Origin of the sequence: Rahnella sp. ChDrAdgB13 (assembly GCF_017655185.1) — a bacterium.
GTDB classification, from domain to species: Bacteria; Pseudomonadota; Gammaproteobacteria; order Enterobacterales; family Enterobacteriaceae; genus Rahnella; species Rahnella contaminans.
In genome coordinates this window covers 1-23,291 of the sequence record NZ_JAEMGT010000043.1, presented here as the reverse complement: position 1 = coordinate 23,291, position 23,291 = coordinate 1, and the positions used below count along the sequence as shown (strand labels likewise).

Annotated in this window: 17 protein-coding genes; 6 read left to right on the top strand and 11 right to left on the bottom strand. The window is 56.0% G+C overall.

The window, feature by feature from the left end; genetic code table 11:
* Positions 1–51 precede the first annotated feature (51 nt).
* The 6 genes from hutH to J8X26_RS13590 all read right to left on the bottom strand — a co-directional run bounded on the left by hutH (position 52) and on the right by J8X26_RS13590 (position 6,568).
* A complete protein-coding gene (gene hutH, locus J8X26_RS13615; RefSeq protein ID WP_208951122.1) occupies positions 52–1,602 on the bottom strand; it encodes a histidine ammonia-lyase in 1,551 nt (516 codons plus the stop codon).
* A 117-nt stretch (positions 1,603–1,719) separates the two neighbouring features.
* Positions 1,720–2,505: an ABC transporter ATP-binding protein gene (locus J8X26_RS13610; RefSeq protein WP_152326184.1), complete on the bottom strand. Its 786-nt coding sequence runs from the start codon at positions 2,503–2,505 to the stop codon at positions 1,720–1,722.
* The gene (locus tag J8X26_RS13605) at positions 2,505–3,386 is read right to left on the bottom strand and encodes an ABC transporter permease (protein WP_152326183.1); all 882 of its coding nucleotides are present in this window, start codon (positions 3,384–3,386) and stop codon (positions 2,505–2,507) included. Before J8X26_RS13605 ends, J8X26_RS13610 begins: the two co-directional genes overlap by 1 nt.
* Positions 3,387–3,403: 17 nt before the next feature.
* A complete protein-coding gene (locus J8X26_RS13600) occupies positions 3,404–4,384 on the bottom strand; it encodes an ABC transporter substrate-binding protein (protein ID WP_208951121.1) in 981 nt (326 codons plus the stop codon).
* A gap of 232 nt (positions 4,385–4,616) precedes the next feature.
* On the bottom strand, positions 4,617–5,198 hold the full coding sequence (locus J8X26_RS13595) for a HutD family protein (RefSeq protein WP_208951120.1): 582 nt from the start codon (positions 5,196–5,198) through the stop codon (positions 4,617–4,619).
* The gene (locus tag J8X26_RS13590; RefSeq protein WP_208951119.1) at positions 5,195–6,568 is read right to left on the bottom strand and encodes a formimidoylglutamate deiminase; all 1,374 of its coding nucleotides are present in this window, start codon (positions 6,566–6,568) and stop codon (positions 5,195–5,197) included. The genes J8X26_RS13595 and J8X26_RS13590 overlap by 4 nt, the downstream gene beginning before the upstream one ends.
* A 240-nt stretch (positions 6,569–6,808) precedes the next feature.
* Here J8X26_RS13590 and hutC point away from each other — a divergent pair, with 240 nt between their 5' ends.
* From hutC to hutG, 3 genes are all read left to right on the top strand, one after another.
* Complete coding sequence (hutC, locus tag J8X26_RS13585) at positions 6,809–7,609, top strand: histidine utilization repressor (RefSeq protein WP_208951118.1); 801 nt, start codon at positions 6,809–6,811, stop codon at positions 7,607–7,609.
* Between the two features lie 180 nt (positions 7,610–7,789).
* Positions 7,790–9,052 (top strand): imidazolonepropionase, encoded by a 1,263-nt coding sequence (hutI, locus tag J8X26_RS13580; RefSeq protein ID WP_374101280.1) that lies wholly within the window; start codon positions 7,790–7,792, stop codon positions 9,050–9,052.
* Entirely contained in the window at positions 9,049–9,885 is an 837-nt protein-coding gene (gene hutG, locus J8X26_RS13575; protein ID WP_208951117.1) for an N-formylglutamate deformylase, read from the top strand. The genes hutI and hutG overlap by 4 nt, the downstream gene beginning before the upstream one ends.
* Positions 9,886–10,186: 301 nt before the next feature.
* Here hutG and J8X26_RS13570 read toward each other — a convergent pair whose 3' ends face one another.
* Genes J8X26_RS13570 through bcsR form a run of 5 tightly spaced genes read right to left on the bottom strand, consistent with a single transcriptional unit; the run spans position 10,187 to position 19,353 of the window.
* A complete protein-coding gene (locus tag J8X26_RS13570; protein WP_307803472.1) occupies positions 10,187–13,477 on the bottom strand; it encodes a cellulose biosynthesis protein BcsC in 3,291 nt (1,096 codons plus the stop codon).
* A gap of 4 nt (positions 13,478–13,481) precedes the next feature.
* Positions 13,482–15,818 carry a cellulose biosynthesis cyclic di-GMP-binding regulatory protein BcsB gene (gene bcsB / locus J8X26_RS13565; RefSeq protein ID WP_208951116.1) on the bottom strand — a complete coding sequence of 779 codons (2,337 nt, stop codon included), beginning with the start codon at positions 15,816–15,818 and terminating at the stop codon, positions 13,482–13,484.
* Positions 15,815–18,430: a UDP-forming cellulose synthase catalytic subunit gene (gene bcsA, locus J8X26_RS13560; RefSeq protein ID WP_208951115.1), complete on the bottom strand. Its 2,616-nt coding sequence runs from the start codon at positions 18,428–18,430 to the stop codon at positions 15,815–15,817. Before bcsA ends, bcsB begins: the two co-directional genes overlap by 4 nt.
* A gap of 1 nt (position 18,431) precedes the next feature.
* Positions 18,432–19,151: a cellulose biosynthesis protein BcsQ gene (gene bcsQ / locus J8X26_RS13555; RefSeq protein WP_208951114.1), complete on the bottom strand. Its 720-nt coding sequence runs from the start codon at positions 19,149–19,151 to the stop codon at positions 18,432–18,434.
* A 1-nt stretch (position 19,152) separates the two neighbouring features.
* Positions 19,153–19,353: a cellulose biosynthesis protein BcsR gene (gene bcsR / locus J8X26_RS13550; RefSeq protein ID WP_152326368.1), complete on the bottom strand. Its 201-nt coding sequence runs from the start codon at positions 19,351–19,353 to the stop codon at positions 19,153–19,155.
* Between the two features lie 203 nt (positions 19,354–19,556).
* Here bcsR and bcsE point away from each other — a divergent pair, with 203 nt between their 5' ends.
* Genes bcsE through bcsG form a run of 3 tightly spaced genes read left to right on the top strand, consistent with a single transcriptional unit; the run spans position 19,557 to position 23,040 of the window.
* The gene (gene bcsE / locus J8X26_RS13545) at positions 19,557–21,155 is read left to right on the top strand and encodes a cellulose biosynthesis protein BcsE (protein WP_208951113.1); all 1,599 of its coding nucleotides are present in this window, start codon (positions 19,557–19,559) and stop codon (positions 21,153–21,155) included.
* Between the two features lie 5 nt (positions 21,156–21,160).
* On the top strand, positions 21,161–21,394 hold the full coding sequence (gene bcsF / locus J8X26_RS13540; protein ID WP_152326170.1) for a cellulose biosynthesis protein BcsF: 234 nt from the start codon (positions 21,161–21,163) through the stop codon (positions 21,392–21,394).
* Entirely contained in the window at positions 21,391–23,040 is a 1,650-nt protein-coding gene (gene bcsG / locus J8X26_RS13535) for a cellulose biosynthesis protein BcsG (RefSeq protein WP_165057456.1), read from the top strand. The genes bcsF and bcsG overlap by 4 nt, the downstream gene beginning before the upstream one ends.
* Positions 23,041–23,291: the final 251 nt, after the last annotated feature.

Sequence of the window (23,291 nt, the reverse complement as noted above, 5' to 3'; positions counted from 1 at the left end):
TTTTCAGGCTCAAAATTTCAGGCAAAGCTTGTGTTCAGGCGAAGCTTTCGATCAAACAAAGCTTGGCAGCAGCGCTTCAATCGCCGCGGGCCAGTGTTCACGGGAAGCCCACAGACGCATCATTTCGACGTCCGGTGCCATCAGGCGATCCTTTTCAAGAAACGCGACGTTTTCACGGATAGCCTGCATTTCGTTTTCCAGCGTCACAGAGCTTTGCAGCGGACGATGGAAATCAATCCCCTGTGCGGCCGCCATGGCTTCGATGCCCACGACGACGCTGGTGTTAAAGCACATGTCCCCCAGACGGCGTGCGGCGTAAGTCGCCATTGAAACGTGGTCTTCCTGATTCGCTGACGTTGGCAGGCTGTCGACACTGCCCGGATGTGCCAGCGATTTGTTTTCTGACGCCAGCGCAGCTGCCGTCACCTGGGCAATCATGAAACCGGAGTTCACACCGCCGTCGTTCACCAGGAACGGCGGCAGGCCGGAAAGACCGGTATCGAGCAGCAGCGCCATGCGGCGTTCTGAAATCGCACCGATTTCTGCCACCGCCAGCGCGATGATGTCCGCAGCAAACGCCACAGGTTCCGCGTGGAAGTTACCGCCGGAAATCACATCACCATTTTCAGAGAAGACCAGCGGATTGTCGGAGGCGGCGTTGGCTTCGATGCGAAGAATACGCGCCGCGTGATGCAGGTTATCCAGACAAGCGCCCATCACCTGAGGCACGCAGCGGATGGAATACGGATCCTGTACACGCCCGCAATCGGCATGCGACGTGACAATGTCACTGCCTGCCAGAATAGTTGAAAGCGCCGCCGCAACGCCAATCTGGCCCTGCTGACCACGCGCTTCGTGAATGCGTGAATCGAGCGGTTTTACCGACCCTTTGATGGCTTCCAGCGACAACGCGCCTGCCACCAGCCCGGCAGAAAATACGCGCTCCGCTTCGAACAAACCGGAAAGTGCCAGAGACGTTGACACCTGGGTGCCGTTAAGCAGCGCCAGCCCTTCTTTCGGACCAAGTTCAAACGGCACCAGACCGGCGGTTGCCAGCCCGGCGATGGCCGACATTTTTTCACCTTTCGCCGTGACCTGACCTTCACCAATCAGCATCAGTGAAAGGTGCGCCAGCGGTGCCAGGTCGCCGGAAGCGCCGACCGAACCTTTCTCCGGAATACACGGATACACGCCCGCATTAAATAAAGTAATCAGCGCATCAATCACTTCAATGCGGATCCCTGAATGGCCGCGCGACAGGCTCAGGACTTTGGTTGCCATGACCAGACGCACCACGTTATCCGCCAGATCCTTGCCGATACCGACGCTGTGCGACAGCACCAGATTACGTTGCAGCTCAGCCAGCCGTTCAGCAGGAATGCGCGTTTGCGCCAGTTTGCCAAAACCGGTGTTGATCCCGTAAACCACTTTGCCCGACTCAACGATGCGGGTGACCGTTTCCTGCGAAGCCAGTACGCCAGCGCGCGCCTCTTCAGCCAGTTCAAGACGGACGTTGCCTTGATAAATTTTGCGCAGCATCGGCAGGTCAACATGGCCCGGTTGCAGGCGGCAAAGGGTTAAAGCGGTGGATGAAGAAGCCATAATCTATTCCTGTATAGACAAGTGAAACGGGAAGTAAACCCGGCTAAGGCCTCAGCCCGCCGGGTGTTTATGCAATACCTGACACAACAACGTTAAACGCTTACCCGCAGGGAGAGATCAGTGATCCATCGTCTGCATTGTTTCGGTACGGATTTCTTCCGTCACCCGCGCTTTCAGCGCCATAAATTCCGGTGACGTTTTCAGGGTGTAATCACGCGGATGCGGGAAATCCACGGCTATTTCTGTCTTAATCCGCCCCGGCCGCGCACTGAAAATGGCCACTTTGTTCGCCATGAAAATCGCTTCGTCGATATCGTGCGTCACGAACAGCACGGTTTTACGCGAAGATTCCCAGATCGACAGCAGCAGTTCCTGCATCATTACGCGGGTCTGGTTGTCGAGCGCACCAAAAGGTTCGTCCATCAGCAAAATTTTCGGATCATTCGCCAGCGCTCGGGCAATCGCGGTACGCTGCTGCATGCCGCCGGACAACTGACGGGGAAAATGCTGCTCAAATCCGCGCAGCCCGACCTTATTAATGAAATAGTCGCTGCGCTCTTTTTGCGCCGCTTTGCTGACACCGCGTTCCTGCAAACCAAAACGGATGTTTTGCTCCACCGTCAGCCACGGAAACAGGGTGTAGCTTTGAAACACCATGCCCCGGTCAGCGCCCGGCCCGTCAACCAGTTCGCCATCAAGCCAGACTTCCCCGCGCGTCGGCTGATCCAGCCCTGCCACAATGCGCAAAAGCGTGGATTTGCCGCAGCCCGATGGCCCGAGAATGGTGATGAAGTCATTTTCGTTAACCTGATAATCCACCGGCAACAGCGCCTGCGTTTTCTCGCCTTTCGGGCCGGTGAAAATACGTTCCACCTGCCGGACACTCAGTTTCGGATGGCTCATCACAGCGAACTCCAGACAAACAGGCGGCGGTTTGCCGCTTTAAATAACAGGTCAGAAAGCAAACCGATGCAACCAATCACGATAATGCCGAAGATCATTTGCCCGGTATTGAGCAGCGCCTGACTGTTAACAATCATATGGCCGATGCCACTCGATGAACCGATAAGCTCCGCCACGATGACGTATGTCCACGCCCAGCCCAGCACCAGCCGCAGCAGCTCGGCAATTTCAGGCGCGGCACCCGGAATAATCACCCGGCGAACCACGCTCTGATTCGTCGCACCCAGCGTGTACGCGGCTTCGACCAGATCACGTCGCGCAGCGCCGACCGTCACGGCCACCATCAGGGTTATCTGGAAGAAGGAGCCGATGAAAATTACCAGAATTTTCTGCATTTCACCGATACCCGCCCACAGGATCAGCAGCGGAACAAACGCTGACGCAGGCAGATAACGGCAAAACGACACAAACGGCTCAAAAAACGCTTCAATCAGTTTGTACGACCCCATCAGAATGCCCAGCGGCACGGCAATGGCGCAGGCCAGAACAAAACCGCCCAGCACGCGCATCACCGTCATGCCGATATCGGTAGTGAAATCGAAATCGGTAAACAGTAAAACGCCTTCCTGCAACATGCTGGCCGGGCTGGCCAGGAACGTCGGTGACACGAATCCGGTAAACGTTACCAGCGACCACAGGGCGAAAAACAGGACAAAAAAACAGAACCCGAGGAAACCGCGTCGCCTTGCTGCGACCGGGCGCAAAGGCACCATCATCGGGTTATGCCAGATTTTTTTGCTTGCCGGCAACGGGGCCGGCTCGCGTAAATCTGACTGCGCGTTAACGGGATGTACGGCTGCCTGAGTGACAGAACTGTTCATGTCTTTGTCCTTCATGGCTATTTCACGTACTTCGCGTCATATAAGGTATTGATGTCCGGCGTTTTACGCAGGATTTTCATCTCGGTCAGCAGGCGCGCCGCTTCGTTGGTGAAGGTGACGATTTCACCGCTGAAGAATTTCTTGTTGGCATCGCGACCCTGCCAGCGCAGATAACTGGATTCTTCCGCAAACTGTTTGCCGGTTTCTTTTACCGCAGCACCCATGATTTCGTTGGATTTTTCAGGGTCTTTCTTGATCATATCCAGCGCTTCAAAGTAGCTGTTTACCAGCGCCTGTGCGGCTTTCGGGTTTTTATCCAGCCATGCAGGCGTACAACCCAGCGTATCCATCACCATCGGATAATCGAGCGTCGTGGCAAGGATTTTGCCTTTGTCCGGGCTCTGGCGGATGGTGGAAAGGTAAGGCTCGTACGTTACCGCCGCATCGTTTTGCCCGGCGATAAACGCATGTGCGGCTGCGTCCGGCCCCAGCGTCGCGAGTTTGACGTCTTTCATCGTCATGCCGTTTTTATCGAGGATCCACGCCAGCAGGAAGTAAGAAGAGGTACCCGGCGCATCGACGCTGACGGTTTTCCCTTTCAGGTCGGTAATTTTGTTAATCCCGCTGCGCACGGCAATACCGTCCGCACCGTAGGATTTATCAAGCTGCACGATCTGTTTAATCGGCACGCCGCTGGCGTTCCAGGTTAAATAGGTTTCCACCGTGGTAGCCGCGCACTGCAATGAACCGGAAGCAATCGCCAGATGACGGGACTGCTGCGGCACCATTTTCAGCGTGACTTCAAGGCCGTTCTTTTTGAAGATCCCGGCTTTATCCGCCAGCGTCAGGGGGGCAAAACCTGTCCACCCTGAGATACCAATAGCTACCGGTGTATCTGCCGCCTGCGCCGCACTGACAGCCACGCTGCCCATCGCTACAGCCAGCCCTAACAAAGACAACGAACGTTTCAGTACAGCCCTGGAAATCATGTTGCTCATCTGCCACTCCTGCCAAAGTACCTGTCGGGGGAACGCCTGAAGCGGTGAAAAACCTCAGGCAAAATACGCTACTGTATATTCTTGTCTATACAAGTCAGTCGACTGTATTAAAGCAAGCTTTGTGCCAGTTCCGGCAGAGGCCATTTTACGTCGTTTTCTGTATCACACTGCCCGGTGGCCCGGCAGCGGATGAATCAATTCGGTGCGTCGCACGCTCTTTTTTAGCGCACGGTTAACGCGTGATTTTTGCCCAGAGCAGAAGGCCGTTGTCTGAAAGCGCCGTGATTTCCACGCTTTCACCACCGTGGTGCGCATCAGCAAGAGCGGCGTGGAAAAAACCTTCTCCGCCACCAAACTGGCGACCATCCGGCCATTGCCATGTTCCGCGGATGGCATACAGCACGCCACCATCGTTAAGAGAAACACTGGGACTTTTAGCGGTGGAAATCACCTGCGCAGAACACCGGTTGCGGCGGGTCATGATATTGAAATCTGTCGTTGTTCCGCCCGGTAAGCTCGCATTCAGCGCGATATCCCCGCTGAATGCGAAAGGCGTACCCGCTTCACTGAGATGATGATTAATTTCCGGTTCGCAAAGCAGGTGAACGCCCCCGCCGCTCAGCAACATGATAGAGCGGTCAACGCCGGGAAATGCAGAAAACGGGCCGTCCTGCGCAATGGTGGCAATGCTGGCGCGCCAGTCGAAATCGGCTTCACCCGGTGGCCAGCTGAGGATTTCACGGGTTTCTCCGCCGCCGTTTCGCCACGGGCTGACCGGTAAGTTCTCGAAGGAGAAATGCTGCCAGCTCGTCATGCGACCTCCTCTGCCAGCTGATTAAGCAGGTGCAGGAAATCTTCCGCCGCTTCCTGTTGCTGTTCATGCTGCCCGCCGATAATGCGCGCGACGCCGCCAACGAACACATCACGGATTTGCCCGATATTTCCGGCAAACAGCCAGCGGTTAAGCAACTCGCTGTCTCTGGCAGATGAAAGATAAGGATCCTGCCCGTCAAGCACCAGCCAGTCGGCGCGATAGCCTGCGGATAACTGCCCGATTGCCGCACCGCACGCCTGTGCGCCCCCCAGTAAGGCCTGGGTATACAGCACATCGCCGACGGAATTTTGCGAGGTTGTGGTCAGACGGTTCCGGCGCTGGTCACGCAGGCGCTGCCCGTATTCAAACCAGCGAAGTTCTTCCACCACGTTGAGGGAAACGTGGCTGTCGGAGCCAATTCCCCAGCGGCCAGATTGCACGAGGTAATCCACCCCGTGGAAAATGCCGTCACCAAGATTGGCTTCTGTCGTCGGGCAGAGTCCGGCAACTGCCCCGCTGTTCGCCATGCTCGCCAGTTCAAAGCGGTCGGCGTGAGTGGCGTGGATCAGGCACCAGCGGGCATCGATGTCGAGATTGTCATACAACCAGGCGATCGGACGCTGTCCGCTCCAGCCCAGACAATCGTTCACTTCTTTTTGCTGCTCGGCGATATGGATATGCACCGGCGACTGTTTATCGCCCGCCGACAGCACCTGCTGCATTTGTTCGAGCGAAACGGCGCGCAGCGAATGGAAGCACAACCCCTGATTTTGCAGTGGCTGGTTTTTCATCTGGCTGCGGATTATGTCCTGTTGTTGCAGGTAACCATCGGCATCCTGAATAAACCGTTTTTGCCCGGTCTGCGCGGGCTGAGCGCCGAAGCCGGCGTAGGTATAAAGCACTGGAAGCATGGTCAGACCGATACCGATTTGTGCGGCCGCATGGCTCAGATGCGCGGCCATTTCACCGCGGCTGGCATAAGGATTTCCGTTGATATCGTTGTGGAGATAGTGGAATTCGGCGACTTGTGTATAGCCACCTTTAAGCATTTCGATGTACAACTGACGGGCGATAACGCCAACCTGTTCTGGCGTCAGGCGCTGTACCATGCGATACATCAGGTCACGCCAGGTCCAGAAGCTGTCCTGCGGATCACCGGCAACTTCAGCCAGCCCCGCCATTACCCGCTGAAAAGCGTGAGAGTGCAGGTTTGGCATACCCGGCACGACCGGGCCGGAAAGGCGGATACAGCCTTGCGGATCACCACCGGGCGTCACGGCGCTCAGTGTTCCGGCGGCATCAACGTCCAGACGCACATTGTGCGACCAGCCGTGGGCAAGTAAGGCGCGTGAAGCAAAATAAGCAGGCATAACAGCGTTCCTGATCAGCAATGAGAAACATAAACGCAATTTTATAGAAACAATTGCAAAACTTTTAAGCGACTTGTCTATACATATACATATGCCTGATTGCGCTGTAAACTTGCATCAATCCTTTTTTTATAAATTTAGTTTTCCGTCACGCCTTTCCGTTTCTTTTCCTTAAGGGAAACTGGCGGACATTCCGGGAAACTTTCCAGATACCTGTGTATTTTTTGAGAGGTCAGAGACATGTCGGAGCCCACACCACTTTCTTCGCAAAGTGCAGCGCAACAGGGAGTGTATCAGCAGACATTGTCCGAACTGGCTGCGGCCATGAGCGACACGCCCGCGCCGATTTATCAGCGCGTGAAACAGGCGATCATCGGGCAGATCCGTGCCGGTGTCTGGAAACCGCATCAGCGCGTGCCTTCTGAAAGTGAACTGGTCAATGAACTGGGCGTCAGCCGCATGACCATCAACCGTGCGCTGCGCGAACTGACCAGCGAAGGTTTTCTGATTCGCATGCAGGGCGTCGGGACGTTCGTTGCCGAAGCCAAGGCCTACACGCCAATGCTCGAAGTGCATAACATCGCCGATGAAATTGCCCAGCGCGGGCACCGCCACGACAGCAAAATTCTGGTGTGCGAAGCCCGTCTGGCCGACGCAGAACAGGCGCTTCAGTTGGGTATTGCACCGGGCGCCATGCTGTTTTATTCGCAGATTGTGCACTATGAAAACAATGTGCCTGTGCAGATTGAAGACCGTTTTGTAAACCCGGAAACCGCGCCGGATTACCTTCAGCAGGTGCTCAATAAGCAAACGCCTTACACCTATCTGATGGAAATCGCACCGCTGACTGCCGGTGAACACCGCGTTGAAGCCATCGGTGCCAGCGATGAACAGCGCGAACTTTTGCAACTCAGCGAGCATGAGCCGTGCCTCTTAATTCATCGCCGTACCTGGAGCGGCAGCCGCGTGGTGACCTCTGCGCGCCTGATTTATCCGGGTTCCCGCTACCAGCTGTTCGGACGTTTCACCAGCCACGGCTGATGCCCTTTCATGCTGCCATACCCTAATCGCGGCCGTTCCGGGCCGCTATGCTTTCGTTTAAATTTTGGAAGACGTCTCGTAATAAGAAAAAACTATCGCTGGCCGCCTTGCCGGTTCCGCGGTTATGCGTTAGGTTGACTTTAGTTGTCTATACAAGATGAATTCAGCCTGGAGCCTGTCATGCCGGTAGCACTTTCCCCCCGTTTGTCTTCCGAACCGCCCACTCACTGTGACAGCGTATGGCGCGGCGCGGCGCTCGTTACCATGAAAGACGGGCATTACAACCTGATCGAAAACGGCGCGATTGCCGTCACCGGCGGCAAGATTGTCTGGACAGGCAGTGCCGCGGATTGCCCGGCCTTTTCTGATGCAAAACAGCACGAGTTTGACGGCGGCATCATCACGCCGGGTTTTGTCGACTGCCATACGCATCTGGTGTTCGGGGGCGATCGCAGCGCTGAATTTGAACAGCGTTTGAACGGTGTAAGTTATGCAGAAATCGCGGCAGCAGGCGGCGGAATTATCTCGACCGTCAACGCCACGCGTGACGCCACAGAAGATGAACTGCTGGCGCAGGCGTTATTTCGCCTCAAACCGCTGCTGGCTGAAGGCGTTACCTGCGTTGAGATTAAATCCGGCTATGGCCTGAGCGTGGAAAGCGAGCTGAAAATGCTGCGCGTGATCCGCAGGCTGGGCGTGATATTGCCGGTTGAGGTGAAATCCACCTGCCTTGCCGCGCATGCCCTGCCGCCTGAATTTAAGGGCCGCGCCGATGACTATATAGACCTGATTTGCGACACGTTACTGCCGGTGGTCGCCAGCGAAAACCTGGCCGATGCGGTGGATGCGTTCTGTGAGCATCTGGCGTTCTCGCCGGATCAGGTTGAACGGGTATTTAAGGCTGCTGCGGCACTGGGTTTACCGGTCAAACTGCATGCGGAGCAACTTTCTTCGCTGCACGGCAGCGCGCTGGCAGCCCGGCATCACGCACTCTCCGCCGATCATCTTGAATACGCAACGGAAGACGACGCCAAAGCCATGGCCGCCAGCGGAACGGTCGCCGTGTTACTGCCGGGTGCCTATTATTTGCTGCGCGAAACGCAGTGCCCGCCGGTAGCGCATTTCCGCCAGCATAACGTGCCGATGGCGCTGGCAAGCGACGCTAATCCGGGAACCTCTCCGGCGCTTTCGCTGCGTCTGATGCTCAATATGGGTTGCACGCTGTTTCGTCTCACACCGGAAGAGGCGCTGGCCGGGATCACCTGTCACGGCGCGAGGGCACTGGGATTACAGGAAACGCACGGCACGCTGGAAACGGGCAAAGTCGCTGATTTCATCCACTGGCCGCTGTCGCGACCGGCAGAACTGGTTTACTGGCTGGGCGGGCAGTTGCCCTGCACTATCGTTTATCGCGGAGAAATCCGGGGAGAATTTCGTTCATGAGCCTTTCAGCAGCTAACCGCATCACCGATCCTTACCATTTCATTCCCGGCACAGCACCAATACTGATCAGCATTCCCCACGCAGGCACACACCTGACGCCGGAAGTCGCCAGCGGGCTGAGTGATGCCGCCCTTCCGCTTTCGGATACCGACTGGAATATTCCGAAGCTGTATGACTTTGCCCGCGCGCTGGGTGCCAGCATTCTGGTCGGCCAGTATTCGCGTTTCGTGATTGACCTGAACCGCCCGTCCGACGATAAACCGCTCTACACCACGGCCACCACCGGTTTGTATCCGGACACATTGTTTGACGGGCGCGCCACCTTTAAACCGGGAATGACGCCGACTGACGCTCAGCGTCAGCAATATCTCGATGAAATCTGGCAACCGTATCACCAGAAAATTCAGTCAGAACTGGCGCGGATGAAACAGGAATTCGGCTTTGCGCTGCTGTTTGACGCCCATTCAATTGCCTCCGTGATCCCGCGTCTTTTCGACGGCCAGTTGCCAGATCTGAATCTCGGCACCAACAGCGGTGAAAGCTGTGCACCCGAGCTGAGTGAAATCCTCGAAAAAACCTGCCAGCAGCAGACGCGTTTCACCCATGTTCTGAACGGCCGCTTTAAAGGCGGGTACATTACGCGGGCTTACGGCCAGCCGGAAAACGATGTGCATGCCGTTCAGCTGGAACTGGCACAGGTGAATTACATGGAGGAAATTGAGCCGTTCAGCTATTCAGAGGACAAAGCCTCTGAGCTCCAGGCTTTGTTGAAGCCATTGCTGGCGGGGATGGTGTCGTGGGGATCGGAGAGGTATAAACAGGGCGCTGTTTAATCACGCTTTTTATCGCTGACGCTTGGTTTGATTGGATTGTATCAGGTGTAAGTTTCGGTTTCTCAATGGCAGTTATCACTCAGCGCCGGGTGCCGAAACCGACCAAAAGGGGAAAGTGCTTTTCCCCTTTTGGATTTCCCCACGCTTTATCAACACGCGCTCCGCTCGCAGTTTAAGAGCCCGGAATTCTCAAGGGGCGCGGCGACAGGCGCTCCTTGAGGCCCGTTTGGGCGGCAAGCCAAGGTTTTGAACTTGACCTCAGGCCAGCTCGGGCGATTAGCGCCCGATGCCCGCTCCGGCATTACTTAAAGTCCGCGTACGGCACCAACGGCTCCGGCGGCATATCCAAATCCCCCTGCCATCCGCTTAATGAATATCTCGCGTAGAGCAGATAGTGACTCGGCGTGTAATCTTTAGCCTGCTGGATGTCGATCCCGGCACCCACCGTCCAGTGGGAACTGACACGGCGTTCGACCAGCGCCTGAACCGTGTAACCAAACCCGGAACCGCTGCTGCCGGTTTCGACAGCGCCTTTGTCCGGCAGAGAATCAGGTACGAGATTCTGGATCGGATACCGCTTTTCATCGCTGGTGGATGAACGTGACCACGAAACCGAACCGCCCAGCTGCCATGACCAGTTTTCGGTGCGCTGGCGATAATTCACCGGTACCGATAAAGAGAAATACTGCTGCGGACTGTAGTAACCACCTTGCCCCAGCGTGTAGCCGCTGAGATCTTTCTGGTAATGCCACAGCATGGAGCTGAGGCCGACGGTCGCGCGGCGGTTATCTTCGTTGATAACTTTGTAGTAATAGCCCCCCATCAGGCGTTCGCGGGTGTTGTCTTCGACGTTTTCACCCGTCAGCTGATGTGCGCTGACGTCTGCCCAGACGCCGTTTGCCAGCCCCTGATCGTAGCTCAGGCCCAGGCTGGCACCGGTCGCGCGTACGCCGCCCCAGGTGGTGCCGGTTCCCGGATCTTTTGCACCGGCAAAGGAAAGCAGTGAGCTTGAAACCGGACGGCGTGAAACGGTGGTCGTCCAGCCGATATCACCCCAGTCTCCGCTGTAGGCCAGCCCGCCGACCCAGTCAACGACAGGGAAGCCCAGCGGCGTAGTGCCCAGATCCCCTTTCCATTTGTCGTTTTCCCAGCCCGCACCAAGGCTGACGCCGTTGGCCGTCTGGCTGCGGTAGCTCCGGCAATTCTGATCACTACAGCTCCCGAAACTGGCTTCGTAGTTGCCGTTTTCGTTGTCAAACGTTCCCGCGTCCATACGCACCCAGTCGGCACGCAGGAATCCACGCCCCTGATAAACCGGCATATCCGCCTGGAACATGGTGGTATTAGCGGTGAGGTCGGATTTCCCCGGCGTCCCGCTGGAGGTCCAGGAATCGGTGTCCACCGTGAAGTTCACATCCTGCTGGCGGTAGAGGTCATGCGCGTCCGAGCGGATACCACGTTTCAACCAGTCATCGCTGGCGTTGTTACGGGTCAGACGGGTGTAACTGTCGTTGTCCTGCGGCTGTTTGTCGGTGATCCCGCTGGCAATCATCGCCTGTTCGTAATCCTGACGCGCCAGTTGCGGCTGACCGAGCTGTTGTTCTACGTTTGCCGCATTGCGGTAAATCAGCGCTTTGTCCTGCCCGGCAGGTTGAGTTCGTGCTGCGGTTTTCAGCGGTTGTAACAGTGCGGCGGCGCGTGAGGTTTCGCCCACGTCCAGCCACGCCATCGCGACACGCCGCTGCTGATTCAGGCTCATGCCTTTCAGATCGGCGGCTTGCAGCCGTTGTTTCGCCTGCGATTTGTTACCCGCCGCTAACGCGGTATCAATGCCGGTGAGGGTTTTATCGAGCTGAATGCGCTGCGCCATTTCGCGCATGTTGTCGTTCCACGTCGTTTCCGGCAGCGTATGCAGATGGCGAAGCGCCGCGTCGTCGCGGTCAGAACCGGAAAGATAAAGTGAATATGCGTAAACCTGTTCCGCATCCGCTGGGCGTTTTGCCGCAAGATGTGCGAAAGCGGCGTCTGCCTGTGCCGGTTCTCCGGCTTCACGCAGCGCATTGGCGTAGTGGTAGGTCGTCCAGACGTCATCCGGATTGAGTTTCAGGGCTTCGGCATAACGGTTCGCCGCCTGATTCCACTGGCGGTGAGCAACGTACTTTTCGGCCTGTTCAGTGACAATGTCACTTTGTAATCCACGTTGTTTATCGATCAGTTTTGCCTGAGATGCAGCCGGTAATGAATTGAGGTAATCGAGCGCTTTTTGCGATGACTGACGCTGATAAATATTCACCAGCCCGCGCTGGGCGCTGCTGTTATCACGTTCCAGCCGCAGCGCATGCAAATAAGCCTGCCCGGCCTGCGGGTCATTTTTGCGCGCCACGGCGACATCACCGAGGCCAATCAGCGCCCACGGATCACGTGAGTCGATGCGCTGCGCCTGTTTGTACGCCGCTTCGGCCTGATCAAGCCGGTTGGCTTTCAGCGCGTTATCGCCCTGACTGATTTTCAGCCAGTAACTGTTGGCCTGGATCAGACTGGTCCATTTACCGGAATTATAACCGTCAGTTTCGGCGGCTTTGGCCCGCTCGAAAAGATTCAGCGCCTGCTGGCGGTTACCGGCGCGGGAATACGCCAGCCCCATTGCGCCCAGCACTTCGGCATCATTCGGTTTGGCCTGCAACGCCTGTTTAAGCGGAGCGATCGCGCCGGCTGAACCGCCGTTGCTGACCTGCGCCAGCCCGCGAACGCGCGCCTGATAATGAGGATCGGCCAGCAAACCCTGCTGACGCTGAAGTTCCTGCTGTGCCGCAATCGCCTGCGGGCCGGTATCAAACGTGGCAATAAACTGTTGCAGCGCGTCAACGCTGGCATTGCTTACCGGCTGATCTTTGATTTTCGCCAGCCACAAATCAGCGGCGGGTGAACGCCCTTCATTGGTGGCGGCAATCTGTTTCACCAGAACCACGGCTTTGGCGTTATCGCCTTGTTCAAAGGCCATCTGCGCCAGCTGCAAACGCAACTGCACATCGCCTGGATACTGGTTATTCAGCGCCAGTAACTGCGCCTGTGCACGCGCTTTTTGCCCAGGAAGGCGGGCAACCAGTTGCCAGTATTCCACCGCCAGATCTAAGGTTGGCGGCTGGCCATCAAAAAGCTGATCGTACTGCGCTTTCGCTTCATCCAGACGCCCTGCCGTGGCCAGCAAACGCGTCTGCTGGAGTTTTTGCTGCATCTCCGGCGAGGCGATCTTCAGGCTCAGCTGCGCCTGACGGTATTCGTCAGAACCCGGCGCTACCTCTTTAATTCTTTCCAGCTGTTGCTGCGCTTTAACCTGGTCGCCTTCCCGCAGGGAAAGGCGAAGACGTGCGGACAACACTTTTGGATTTTTCGGATCCATTAATTCCAGACGAAACAGCGACTGACGCACCAGATCGTCCTGATGGCTGGCCTCCCCGACGCGGACCTGTTCCAGCAACCACTGCTCGGGGGAAACCACCGGCGCCGAAATTGACGGCGCGGCGAGCAGAGCAAGCCCGAGCGTCAGGGCCAGCCGGTTGAAAATAAACGGTATTCTACGACGCGTGTTCACAAGCCTATTCCTGGTCATCATCAGACTGACGACGACGCGCCAGAGAACGCAGGCCGGTCCACAGTAAGATTGCAGAAAGAATCACCACAATAACCGCCATCAGTGCCAGCAAGGCCGGATGGTTTGCCAGCGCATTCCACACGCGTTCCCACCACGGCAGATGGCCGACATAGTAGGTATCGCCGACTTTCAGGCTGCTCACGCCGGAATCGCGCACCACGGTCACGGAGCCAAAGACCTGCGCCCGTTGTTTCGCATCCTGCATTGAGGTGTTCAGCATCTCAAAGCCTTTCTGACCGTTGGCCATCAGCGCCACAACGCTGCGCTGGTCAAAGTAAGGGGACTGCAAACCGACGATGGCCGCAATCGGCCCCTGCGCACTGATCTGCGTACTGGTATCGACGCGCGCATCGCTGGCCGGTGCGGTGTTGTCCGGTAACGCAGCCTGACGGATTGGTGTATTGACCGCATCGCGCGCCGCATCCAGCAGCAGGTTGGCTTTTTTGTCATCACGCAGGGTGTCGTCGCGCATGCCCGCTGGCAGGTTGCCGATAACCAGTAAATCTGCGTCGGTGGTTTTCGCTTTTGCCGCGTCTTCCGTGAGGCTAACGCCAAGTGACGGATAACCGGTCAGTGCGCCGATATTACCCATCGCATCCAGTAATGTGGTGAGCTGAACCGGCTGCGGCTGCGGCTGAACCAGTACCAGCGTCTGTGACAAATCGGCCATGCGGCTGAACGGGAAACCGGCGTTGGCAAATGCGCGCAAATCCGGCATCGCCATAAAGTGACGGTAACCGGAGAAGTCGATGGTGGAACTGTCGTCGATCACGACGTGGTTTGGCACGGTGGTGTAGGTTTCGCAGCGCCCTTCCATTCCGCTCGCCAGCAGCGAGGTGTAATCGAAGTCAAAGCGCATCTGGTTTACCGCGCCGAGTTTAAGCGCCGGAATGTTCAGATCTTTGCTGCCGTCCAGCAGCCCCTGTAACAGGGACAAATGCAGAAGCTGCGATTCTTCGTCATGACCGGCTTTCAGGGTTAAATCCTGCACAAACTGGTTATTCAGGCTGATGCTCAGACGGGAGGTATTTTTCAGCTGCGGCGAGGTGTAGCGATATTTCAGGCGCATATCGATACCGGTGCTGTTAATCAGGAACAGGTCTGGCGGCAGATTGATGTTCATGGTGATCGGGTTCGGCTGGAGGCCGTCCGACTGCAACTGTTCCGCGTACTGTTTAAGTTCGCCGAAGTTCATCGGACGATCTGTCCGCACCCAGTTTGGCGCGTCGTAAGGCTGGCGAGGCTGGATATGATCAACGTTATCCACGCTTACGGTTTCGCCACGGAACAGGATATTGCCCTGCGAAATGCCTTTTACGGCAGTCAGCAAATCGTTGTCATCGCGCCCCAGAATCAGCAGCATTTTGACGTAAGGATTGTCCGCGCGGCTGACCATCTGCACGACCGGCCCTTTCACCGGCGGCATGTCTTTCAGGAAATCAGGACGTTTGTCGTTGGTGGCAAACACTACGGCGTGGTTGTCCGGCAGCTGGTTGTACAGCGTCGGGAAAGACTGCCCGCGCCACTGCGCTTTAGCACCAAACCACGACGCCAGAATGGCGGCCGCCTGTTGCTGGCTGGCGTCCGGAGACGCGGCAAATACCATCGGTAAATCCAGCGGACGGCTGTCGCGCGCATCAAAGAACGGCACCGGGAAATGCGCCAGATCGTTGCTGAGCGGCAGTTTCTGGTATTGCAGACTGAGCGAACTGCCCTTGCCGATTTCCAGCCACAGCGTGGTGTTGGCCGGATTTTCACAGACGTTCTGATAATGGCCGATAAACTCCAGCCGGATGCGGTTGAAATCGGTGATGTAGCGCGGATCAATGACCATCTGTAAGTGATTTTTCTTGCCGAGCTGGTCTTTATCAATCACTTCAACGCCCATCAGCTGGTCGTTGAGATATACCTTGAGGTGCGACTGCACCGGAATTAATGACGGCGACGGCGTGAATTCTAGATTCAGGGTGGACTGCGTCACGACTTCGTCACTGCGCACACCAAATTCGATTTGCCCGTTGGGCTGAATACCGCGCAGGGTAATCGCGCCCGGCGTCGGGGCGACATCCGCAAACGGCAGCGTCACGTTGCGTACCGGCGCACCCGGAATAATCATCGGATTGACCGCCGGCGCAACCACCGGCAATAGCACTTGCGGCGCAGGCGTATTTTGTGCAGCGTCAGGTGCCGGTGCCTGCTCGCTGAACGCCGGAGCCGCTGAACCCAAAGCCAATGTCATCAATGCGGATGCCATTAAAGTCGTCAAAGGAAGTCTTTTCATTGTTTAGTCATCATCAGGTTGGATTCATCAGGCTGAGCAGACAGCGGCGGATTGCGTGGGGCAAAGGACAGCAACCAGCAGCCAAACGCCTGGGTGCCGGAGGCCAGAGGGCGATATTTTTTCGGGGCAATGTCCAGCATCCGCAGATAACCGCGGATACCCAGCCCCATCACTTCGCGCAGGCTTTCCATAGGTTTGTCTTCCGGGAAATTGTCTTCACGTAATACCCAGCTGTCAGCGCGGGCAAAGGTACATTGAATGAAATCGATATGTTGTTGGGTGGTTAAAGGCTGAAGCTGCATGCCGATGCTTTTGCCAAATACACGGCTGATTTGCATCGGGAATGTATACTCCTGCTGACCACGATGAAGCAGTAACGTGACGTTGTCACCCGGCTGGAACTGGCTTGCACTCTCGGTTTCCAGCCCGACACCATTATCGGAGTAGTCCTGCACGGTACAGACATAAATATGCCCGTCCGGGCGCATTAATGACGCCGGCATTTTGGCTTCCACGCGGTGAGCCTGACGCACCTGTTTGGATTCGAATGCCACCGCGATCGCCCCGCCCAGAATAATCATGTTGTAAATCACCCATGCCATACTCACCAGCACGGTAAGAATTTCGTCGGTGCGGCCATACATCACGCGGTAAATCCCAAAGAACAGACCGGCCAGATTAAGCAGCATCAGCACCTGATACGGGCGGCTGATTTTCCAGTCGACATACGCATGTTTGTTCAGGCCGCCTTTTGCCGTGACGTTAAAAGTCCCGGCGTGCGGATTAAACAGCGCGATGGTCGTCGGCCTGGCGATATACCACGCCAGCACGGTTTCGTAGATTTCATTCCAGAAGGAGTGGCGGTATTTCCCCTGCACCCTCGAGTTGGTCAGGCTGGCGTGGATCATGTGCGGCAGCACGTACAGCGCGATGGCCAGTGCAGGCGCGTAAATCACGTAAGCGTGCAGCAGCAGGAACGCCAGCGGCGCAGTCAGGAAGATCAGCCGCGGAATACCGGCCAGAAAGTGCATCATGGCGTTGGCATAACACAGCCGCTGCGCCAGTTTCAGCCCTTTGCCAAACAGCGGGTTATCTAGGCGGAAAATCTGCACCATCCCGCGCGCCCAGCGGATACGCTGGCTGACGTGCGCTGACAGGCTTTCTGTCGCCAGACCGGCGGCTTGCGGAATGCGGATATATGCCGAGCTGTAGCCGTGGCGGTGCATCCGCAACGAGGTGTGCGCATCTTCAGTGACGGTTTCCACCGCGATGCCGCCGATTTCATCGAGCACGTCACGGCGTAACACCGCGCATGAACCACAGAAGAAACTGGCATCCCACAGGTCGTTACCGTCCTGCACCAGCCCGTAGAACAGCTCGCCTTCATTTGGCGTGCGGCGCATGCGGCCAAGGTTGCGTTCGAAAGGATCCGGCGAGAAGAAGTGATGCGGCGTCTGCAACATGCTGAGATTTTTATCTTTAAAGAACCAGCCGACGGTCAGTTGCAGGAAAGATCGCGTCGGCACGTGGTCACAGTCAAAAATCGCCACCAGCTGGCTTTTGGCATATTTCAGCGCGTGGTTGATGTTCCCCGCTTTCGCGTGTTCGTGCGTTTCGCGGGCAATATACTGAACCCCGATTTCATGCGCAAAATCGGCGAACTCCTTGCGGTTGCCGTCATCGAGCAGGTAAATGGTGAGTTTGTCGCGCGGCCAGTCCAGCCCGAGCGCGGCATACAGCGTCGGTTTCACCACGCTCAGGTCTTCGTTATAAGTAGGGATCATCAGATCCACCGTCGGCCACGTCGATACATCCGCAGGCATCGGCACCGGTTTACGGTTTAGCGGCCAGATGGTCTGGATATAACCGAGCACCAGCACCGTCCATGAATAGGTTTCCGCACCCAGCAGCAGCAAGCCACAAATCAGGCTAAGCGGATCATCCCAGTTTAACGTCGAGGTGTAACGCCACCATAAATAGCGGCAGGAAATGGTCAGAGAGAGAACTATCAGCATCAGCGCGGGGAATCGCCCCGGGATCCGCCGGATAATCATCGCAATGCTCCACAACAGCACCACGAAAACAAACTGCGCGATATAGCCGAAAGGCTGCGAAATACAGAACATCGCCAGCGTAATCGCTACCAGGCTGGTCAGGGTTATCAGTACGCGTTTGCCGAGGCGGTTCATTTTACCAATGCGGCGTGTGACGCGAATTTCCAGCGGGTTCTGTTTAACCTGTTTCGGCAGCGATTCCAGCCACAGAATGACTTTCTCGCGTAAACGTTGCGGCCATCGGGTGTAAACGATGCGTTCGCGCAGGCCGTCCGATGGAATAATTACCAGCAACCACAGGCTCTGAACCAGATAACGCAAAGGATCGGCCAGACGAGGTTTTGACGGTGAAAATTGCGGATACCAGCGGGTGCGCCGGGCTTGTACATTTTGCCAGGAAGGTGATTCAAAACGCAGAAACAGCCAGCATACAGCGATACAAAAGACCATCGTTCCCGAGGCCAGCCGTGAAGCACGACTGGCGCGATACCGCCGGTAGCGGTCATGTAATTCAGACACCACCGGTGGCACGAGGAACAGGTTCAGCAGGCGGTTCATTTTATCGGACTCCGCGCAAATTCAGCAGGAACCAGTTCGCCAGCGTATTAATTTCGCGGCTGATTTTACTGTTTCCTTTCCACTCGCCGACCGACTGTTTGGCCGCCAGAGATTCGGCCATCGCTTCGTCGCGGTGTAAAATAACCGGGATCATGGCCGGCAAGGTTTCCTGCCACAACAGCAAAATGTCTTGCTGCAACAGGCTGGACGGCACGAACTGATTCACCAGATACCGGCCATTCGCCGGTAAAGCGCGCTGATGGAGTCGTATATGAGATTGCGAGTCGGCGTGGAGTAAAACGAGCGTGCTGTCGGCGATGGCCTGTGCCGGCAGCGGATCGGCGGCGGGAGAATCAATCAGGATCCAGTCATAAACGCCGCTGTTTTTGAGCTGCGTGATGGCTTTATTCCAGTCAAATGCAGGTGACGCCCCGCTTTGTGCGCGGGCACTTTCAGGACCGACATTACCGTAAGGTAAAAAGTCCAGATGAGAATGATAACGCATGGCGGATTTTTGCCAGGGTTCGCCGGCATTAAAGGCTGAACGCCAGCCGCGCGTCTGTGTGAAAGGCATTCCGAAATGCAGACGCAACAAATTTTCCGGTGAAAAGTCGATCACCAGAACCCTTTCATTGAGTTGCGCGAGCCCCCAGGCCAGCGCTGCGGTGACTGACGTCGTCCCCGTGCCGCCACGAAATCCCTGTAACGCAATGACAGACATATTAGTTTTTCTCCGCGCCGTGTTTATCGTATTGCGCCAGCTCAGCCAGTAACGGCCAGCGTGACATTAGTTGCGGAATTTTTTCTTTACGGGCGACATCCACGTAATTTAATTCAGTTAAAGAAAAAAGGTGACTCAGCGCAAAAAAATCATCATCTTTTGACGGCTCGGATTCTTCCGAGCCTACAATATTGGGCCCCACCGTTCTTCCTCCCTGCTTCAATGAAAATGCTAGCGGTCTGGCACGGAAAAATTACCGCTCACATAGCGGCATTTTAGTATCAAACATAATTGTGAAGTATTATGATTATTTAATGTAGCAATGATAGAATTTATTATACTCACATTTATCAGTGTGTCCCAAGCAGACTTTTTATCTAAAACGAATACAAGCAGATTAACTATATGGCACTCTCCTTTTCATTGGGCATGAAGCAATACTGGAATGGATTAGCCCAAATGCAGGCCCGGGGGCTTTACTGGGTCAACGCTGACAAGCAGGAAGCCGCGTATCACCTGTGCGGACAGGCTCTTGAGGCTCAGCAGGGCGAAACACCTGTCACTGTATTTTTCCCACAGCACAATTTAATTTGCACTGAAGAAGAAAATAGACTAGACGACGACCACATTCTTCTCTCTCATTTGAAGAAACACCCCAGGCAAACGTTTTATTACCAGTTAGCCGACGGCAAGAAAGCGTTTCTTGGATTGCCAGGTGATATTAATCGTTTGCCTCGTCATCCTGCGTTATTAATGATCTTATTACTTCCTGTTACCTCCTGGCAGATGCTTAATGATAAACAATTTGCCCATTGGGTGAGTGAAATGCGTACCAGCGCGAATAGTAAAGAGGCAACAATCCTTATTATCTGCTACGGCGCGGGTATTAATGGGGTTAAAACTCAGCTGCATTTATATCATCGCAATATATATGGTCTTGCTGATTTAAAAACCGATACCCTCCCGAATCAGTGGGGCATTTCCTGGTGGCACGACGGATTAGGGGCGGAAGCCAACACGCTCTATCCGCTGACACCACGCCAGACCGGCTGGGAACTTCAGAAAAATGTACCCGCCTCAGTGGCCGAACAGGCCGGTGACGATCAGTGGATGTTGCTGGCGGAGCGGTCGGTGCTGGAAGGCGCACCGGCGCTGTCCGAGCGTTGGTTCCTGTTTGACAGCAATGAAGAGCTGGCAGAAAGAGCCCTGCACGCCCGCTCGGCGACAGTTATTTTTGCCCTGAGCGGCAATGACGCCGTGGAAGTGATGGCACGCCAGATCCACCGTCTGCGTATGCAGCGCGGTACGGGTTTGAAAATTGTGGTGCGTGAAATGAATTCTTCCCTGCGCTATGTTGACCAGCGTTTATTGCAGGCTTGTGGCGCAAACCTGGTAGTTCCGCACGCTGCGCGGCTTTCTAATTTCCTGACGCTGCTCGACGATCTGCAAAACCTCACGTTTACCCGCCACGTGCAGGATGATATTGAAACCCTGCTCGACAGCCGGCTGCCGACGCACCATAAAGGCTATCTGCCGCTGCCGGTTTTTTGCAGCGTCATGAACGATATCTGGAACCATGCTTCACTGGCCACCGAATCACGCGGTTTACTGATTTCGCTGCGCCCTGCCGCCGGGATCAGCCCGCAGCAGGCGATGTCGCTGTGCTCACTGCGCCGCGACGGCGATATTCTTACCGTGACCGAACGGCATCTTTATTTGTTCCTGTCGAACTGTCAGGTTAGCGATGTCGGGAACGTTCTGGCCTTTCTGTTTAATCTGCCGGTGAAAGACGTTTTCACCAGCCAGACATTCTGGAGTCAGGAGCTGGATATTCAGACCGAAGTCCGCCGTCTTGCGGCTAAACCGCCGATGGCAAAAACCGTGACCGGCCCTGAAACGTATGTGCCACAAAAAGCAGAACCGCTGAAGCGCGCGCAGATCCACGCCCCTGTGCCGGTGACGCTCGTGTTAAACGACACGCCTGTTCAGCGGCAGCCGGAGTAAGCGAAATGGATATCCAGGACATCATTGAGATTTTTATTCTGGCCGCGGTGATATTCATTCCGCTGGGATATGCTTTGCGCAGCCGCCTTCCCGGCTGGAAAAACCGTCTGGCGACACGTTTTCTTTCACCCCGTTATTTAACTCCGATGACAGCCAGCATGATCAGTAAGAACCGCAAACGTTCCGACGCGCTGACTGAAGTTTCTCCGGTTACAGGGAAATCCAAGACTCCACTATGAACGAACCGAATTCTTCTTCACCGCGTTTGCGGATCTGGCAATCCTGGCGCGGACTTGGCGCCTGGAACTACTATTTCTTACTTAAATTCGTTCTGCTTTCACAGGGTTATCTGAATTTCGACGCGCTGAGCAATCTGGTGTTTGCCGCCGTATTATTATTCCCGTTGCCTTCGCTGCGTCTGCATCGCTGGCGTCAGTGGATGGCCCTGCCGTTTGGTCTGGCGCTGTTGTACCACGACACCTGGCTGCCGGGCTGGCGCTCAATTATGAATCAGGGCGCGGACGTCGCCGGTTTCAGCGTGAGCTATCTGCTTGAACTGGCAGACCGCTTTATAAACTGGCAGTGGATTGCCGTCGGCTTTGCGCTGCTGGTAGGTTATCTGTTTATTTCTCAGTGGGTGCGCCTGACCACGTTCACGGTTATCGCACTGCTGTGGGTGAATCTGAGCGGGATGATTACGCCGTTTTTCGCGCATTCTCCGGCGGCCGCGGTGGCAGAAAACACCCCCGCCGTGACCGCTGCCACTTCGGCGCAGCCTGCCGGTGACAACACCGTTAACGGCCCGCCGACCAATGCCAATCTGAGTGCTTATCTCGAGCAGTTCTACCAGAACGAAAGCCGCAAGGCGACGAAGTTCCCGGATGCGCTGCCTGCGGATGCCCAGCCTTTCGACCTTCTGGTCATCAACATCTGTTCGCTGGCCTGGTCGGATCTGGACGCCGTGAATCTCTCCAGCTCTCCGCTGTGGTCACGTTTCGATTTCGTGTTCAGCAATTTCAACTCAGCGACTGCCTACAGCGGCCCGGCGTCGATTCGCCTGCTGCGCGCCAGCTGCGGCCAGACATCGCACCACAATCTTTACCAGCCTGCCGGTCAGCAATGTTATCTTTTTGACGATCTGGCACGTCTGGGCTTCACCAATCAGCTGGCGATGGACCACACGGGCGTGTTTGGTAATTACATCGGCAATCTGCGTGACGATGCTGATATGAAAGCTCCGCTGATGTCACAGGCCGGTCTGGGTTATGAACTCACGTCATTCGACGGCTCACCGATTTTCAACGACGGGCAGTTGTTCTCCCGCTGGCTGGAAAATCAGGAAAAAGCAGGCACGGCGCGTACCGCCACCTTTTTCAACCTGATCCCCCTGCACGATGGCAACCGCTACGTGGGCAGCAATAAGGGGGCGGATTACCATAACCGTGCACAGACCCTGCTTAGCCAGCTCAATACCTTTATGGATCAGCTGGAGAAATCTGGTCGTAAAGTGATGCTGGTCGTTGTGCCGGAACACGGCGCGGCGCTGGTCGGCGATAAGATGCAGATTTCCGGCCTGCGCGACATCCCGAGTCCGGGCATTACGCACATCCCGGTCGGCGTGAAATTCTTCGGTATGCAGGCGCAGCACGCTTCAACACCGATGAAAATCGACGACCCGAGCAGCTACATGGCGATTTCCGAAATGGTTTCCCGCGCTGTTGATGGCAAAGTCTTCACCAGCCCGACGATGGACTGGAAAACCTTCGCCTCCAACCTGCCGCAGACTCCGCTGGTTTCAGAGAATGAAAACTCGGTGGTGATGGAATATCAGGGGAAAATTTATATCCGGTTAAATGGCGGAAGCTGGGTGCCGTACCCGAGCTGACGATTTGTTTGTGGGCTCGCCCCGCCCACACACTCAGTTCCCAAACTGGCTTTAAGGTCAAGACCGTGGGCGTCGGCCCACACCGACCAGAGACCCGGTAACGCGCGGGCCTCTGGACTCCGCGCTTTATCACTTCGCGCTGTCGCAGGTGCGACGGACATGTTCCGCAGCAATAGTGAGTGGCGCAAATCCAGGTGCTTCGCACTGCCTTCTCTCGGTCTTCGAGCCTATGGTCTCGAAGCCGCTCCGTT

Coding starts and splice junctions, on each gene's coding strand:
- hutH (WP_208951122.1), bottom strand. CDS start 1,602: ATGGCTTCTTCATCCACCGCTTTAACCCTTTGCCGCCTGCAACCGGGC.
- J8X26_RS13610 (WP_152326184.1), bottom strand. CDS start 2,505: ATGAGCCATCCGAAACTGAGTGTCCGGCAGGTGGAACGTATTTTCACC.
- J8X26_RS13605 (WP_152326183.1), bottom strand. CDS start 3,386: ATGAACAGTTCTGTCACTCAGGCAGCCGTACATCCCGTTAACGCGCAG.
- J8X26_RS13600 (WP_208951121.1), bottom strand. CDS start 4,384: ATGAGCAACATGATTTCCAGGGCTGTACTGAAACGTTCGTTGTCTTTG.
- J8X26_RS13595 (WP_208951120.1), bottom strand. CDS start 5,198: ATGACGAGCTGGCAGCATTTCTCCTTCGAGAACTTACCGGTCAGCCCG.
- J8X26_RS13590 (WP_208951119.1), bottom strand. CDS start 6,568: ATGCCTGCTTATTTTGCTTCACGCGCCTTACTTGCCCACGGCTGGTCG.
- hutC (WP_208951118.1), top strand. CDS start 6,809: ATGTCGGAGCCCACACCACTTTCTTCGCAAAGTGCAGCGCAACAGGGA.
- hutI (WP_374101280.1), top strand. CDS start 7,790: ATGCCGGTAGCACTTTCCCCCCGTTTGTCTTCCGAACCGCCCACTCAC.
- hutG (WP_208951117.1), top strand. CDS start 9,049: ATGAGCCTTTCAGCAGCTAACCGCATCACCGATCCTTACCATTTCATT.
- bcsB (WP_208951116.1), bottom strand. CDS start 15,818: ATGAAAAGACTTCCTTTGACGACTTTAATGGCATCCGCATTGATGACA.
- bcsA (WP_208951115.1), bottom strand. CDS start 18,430: ATGAACCGCCTGCTGAACCTGTTCCTCGTGCCACCGGTGGTGTCTGAA.
- bcsQ (WP_208951114.1), bottom strand. CDS start 19,151: ATGTCTGTCATTGCGTTACAGGGATTTCGTGGCGGCACGGGGACGACG.
- bcsE (WP_208951113.1), top strand. CDS start 19,557: ATGGCACTCTCCTTTTCATTGGGCATGAAGCAATACTGGAATGGATTA.
- bcsF (WP_152326170.1), top strand. CDS start 21,161: ATGGATATCCAGGACATCATTGAGATTTTTATTCTGGCCGCGGTGATA.
- bcsG (WP_165057456.1), top strand. CDS start 21,391: ATGAACGAACCGAATTCTTCTTCACCGCGTTTGCGGATCTGGCAATCC.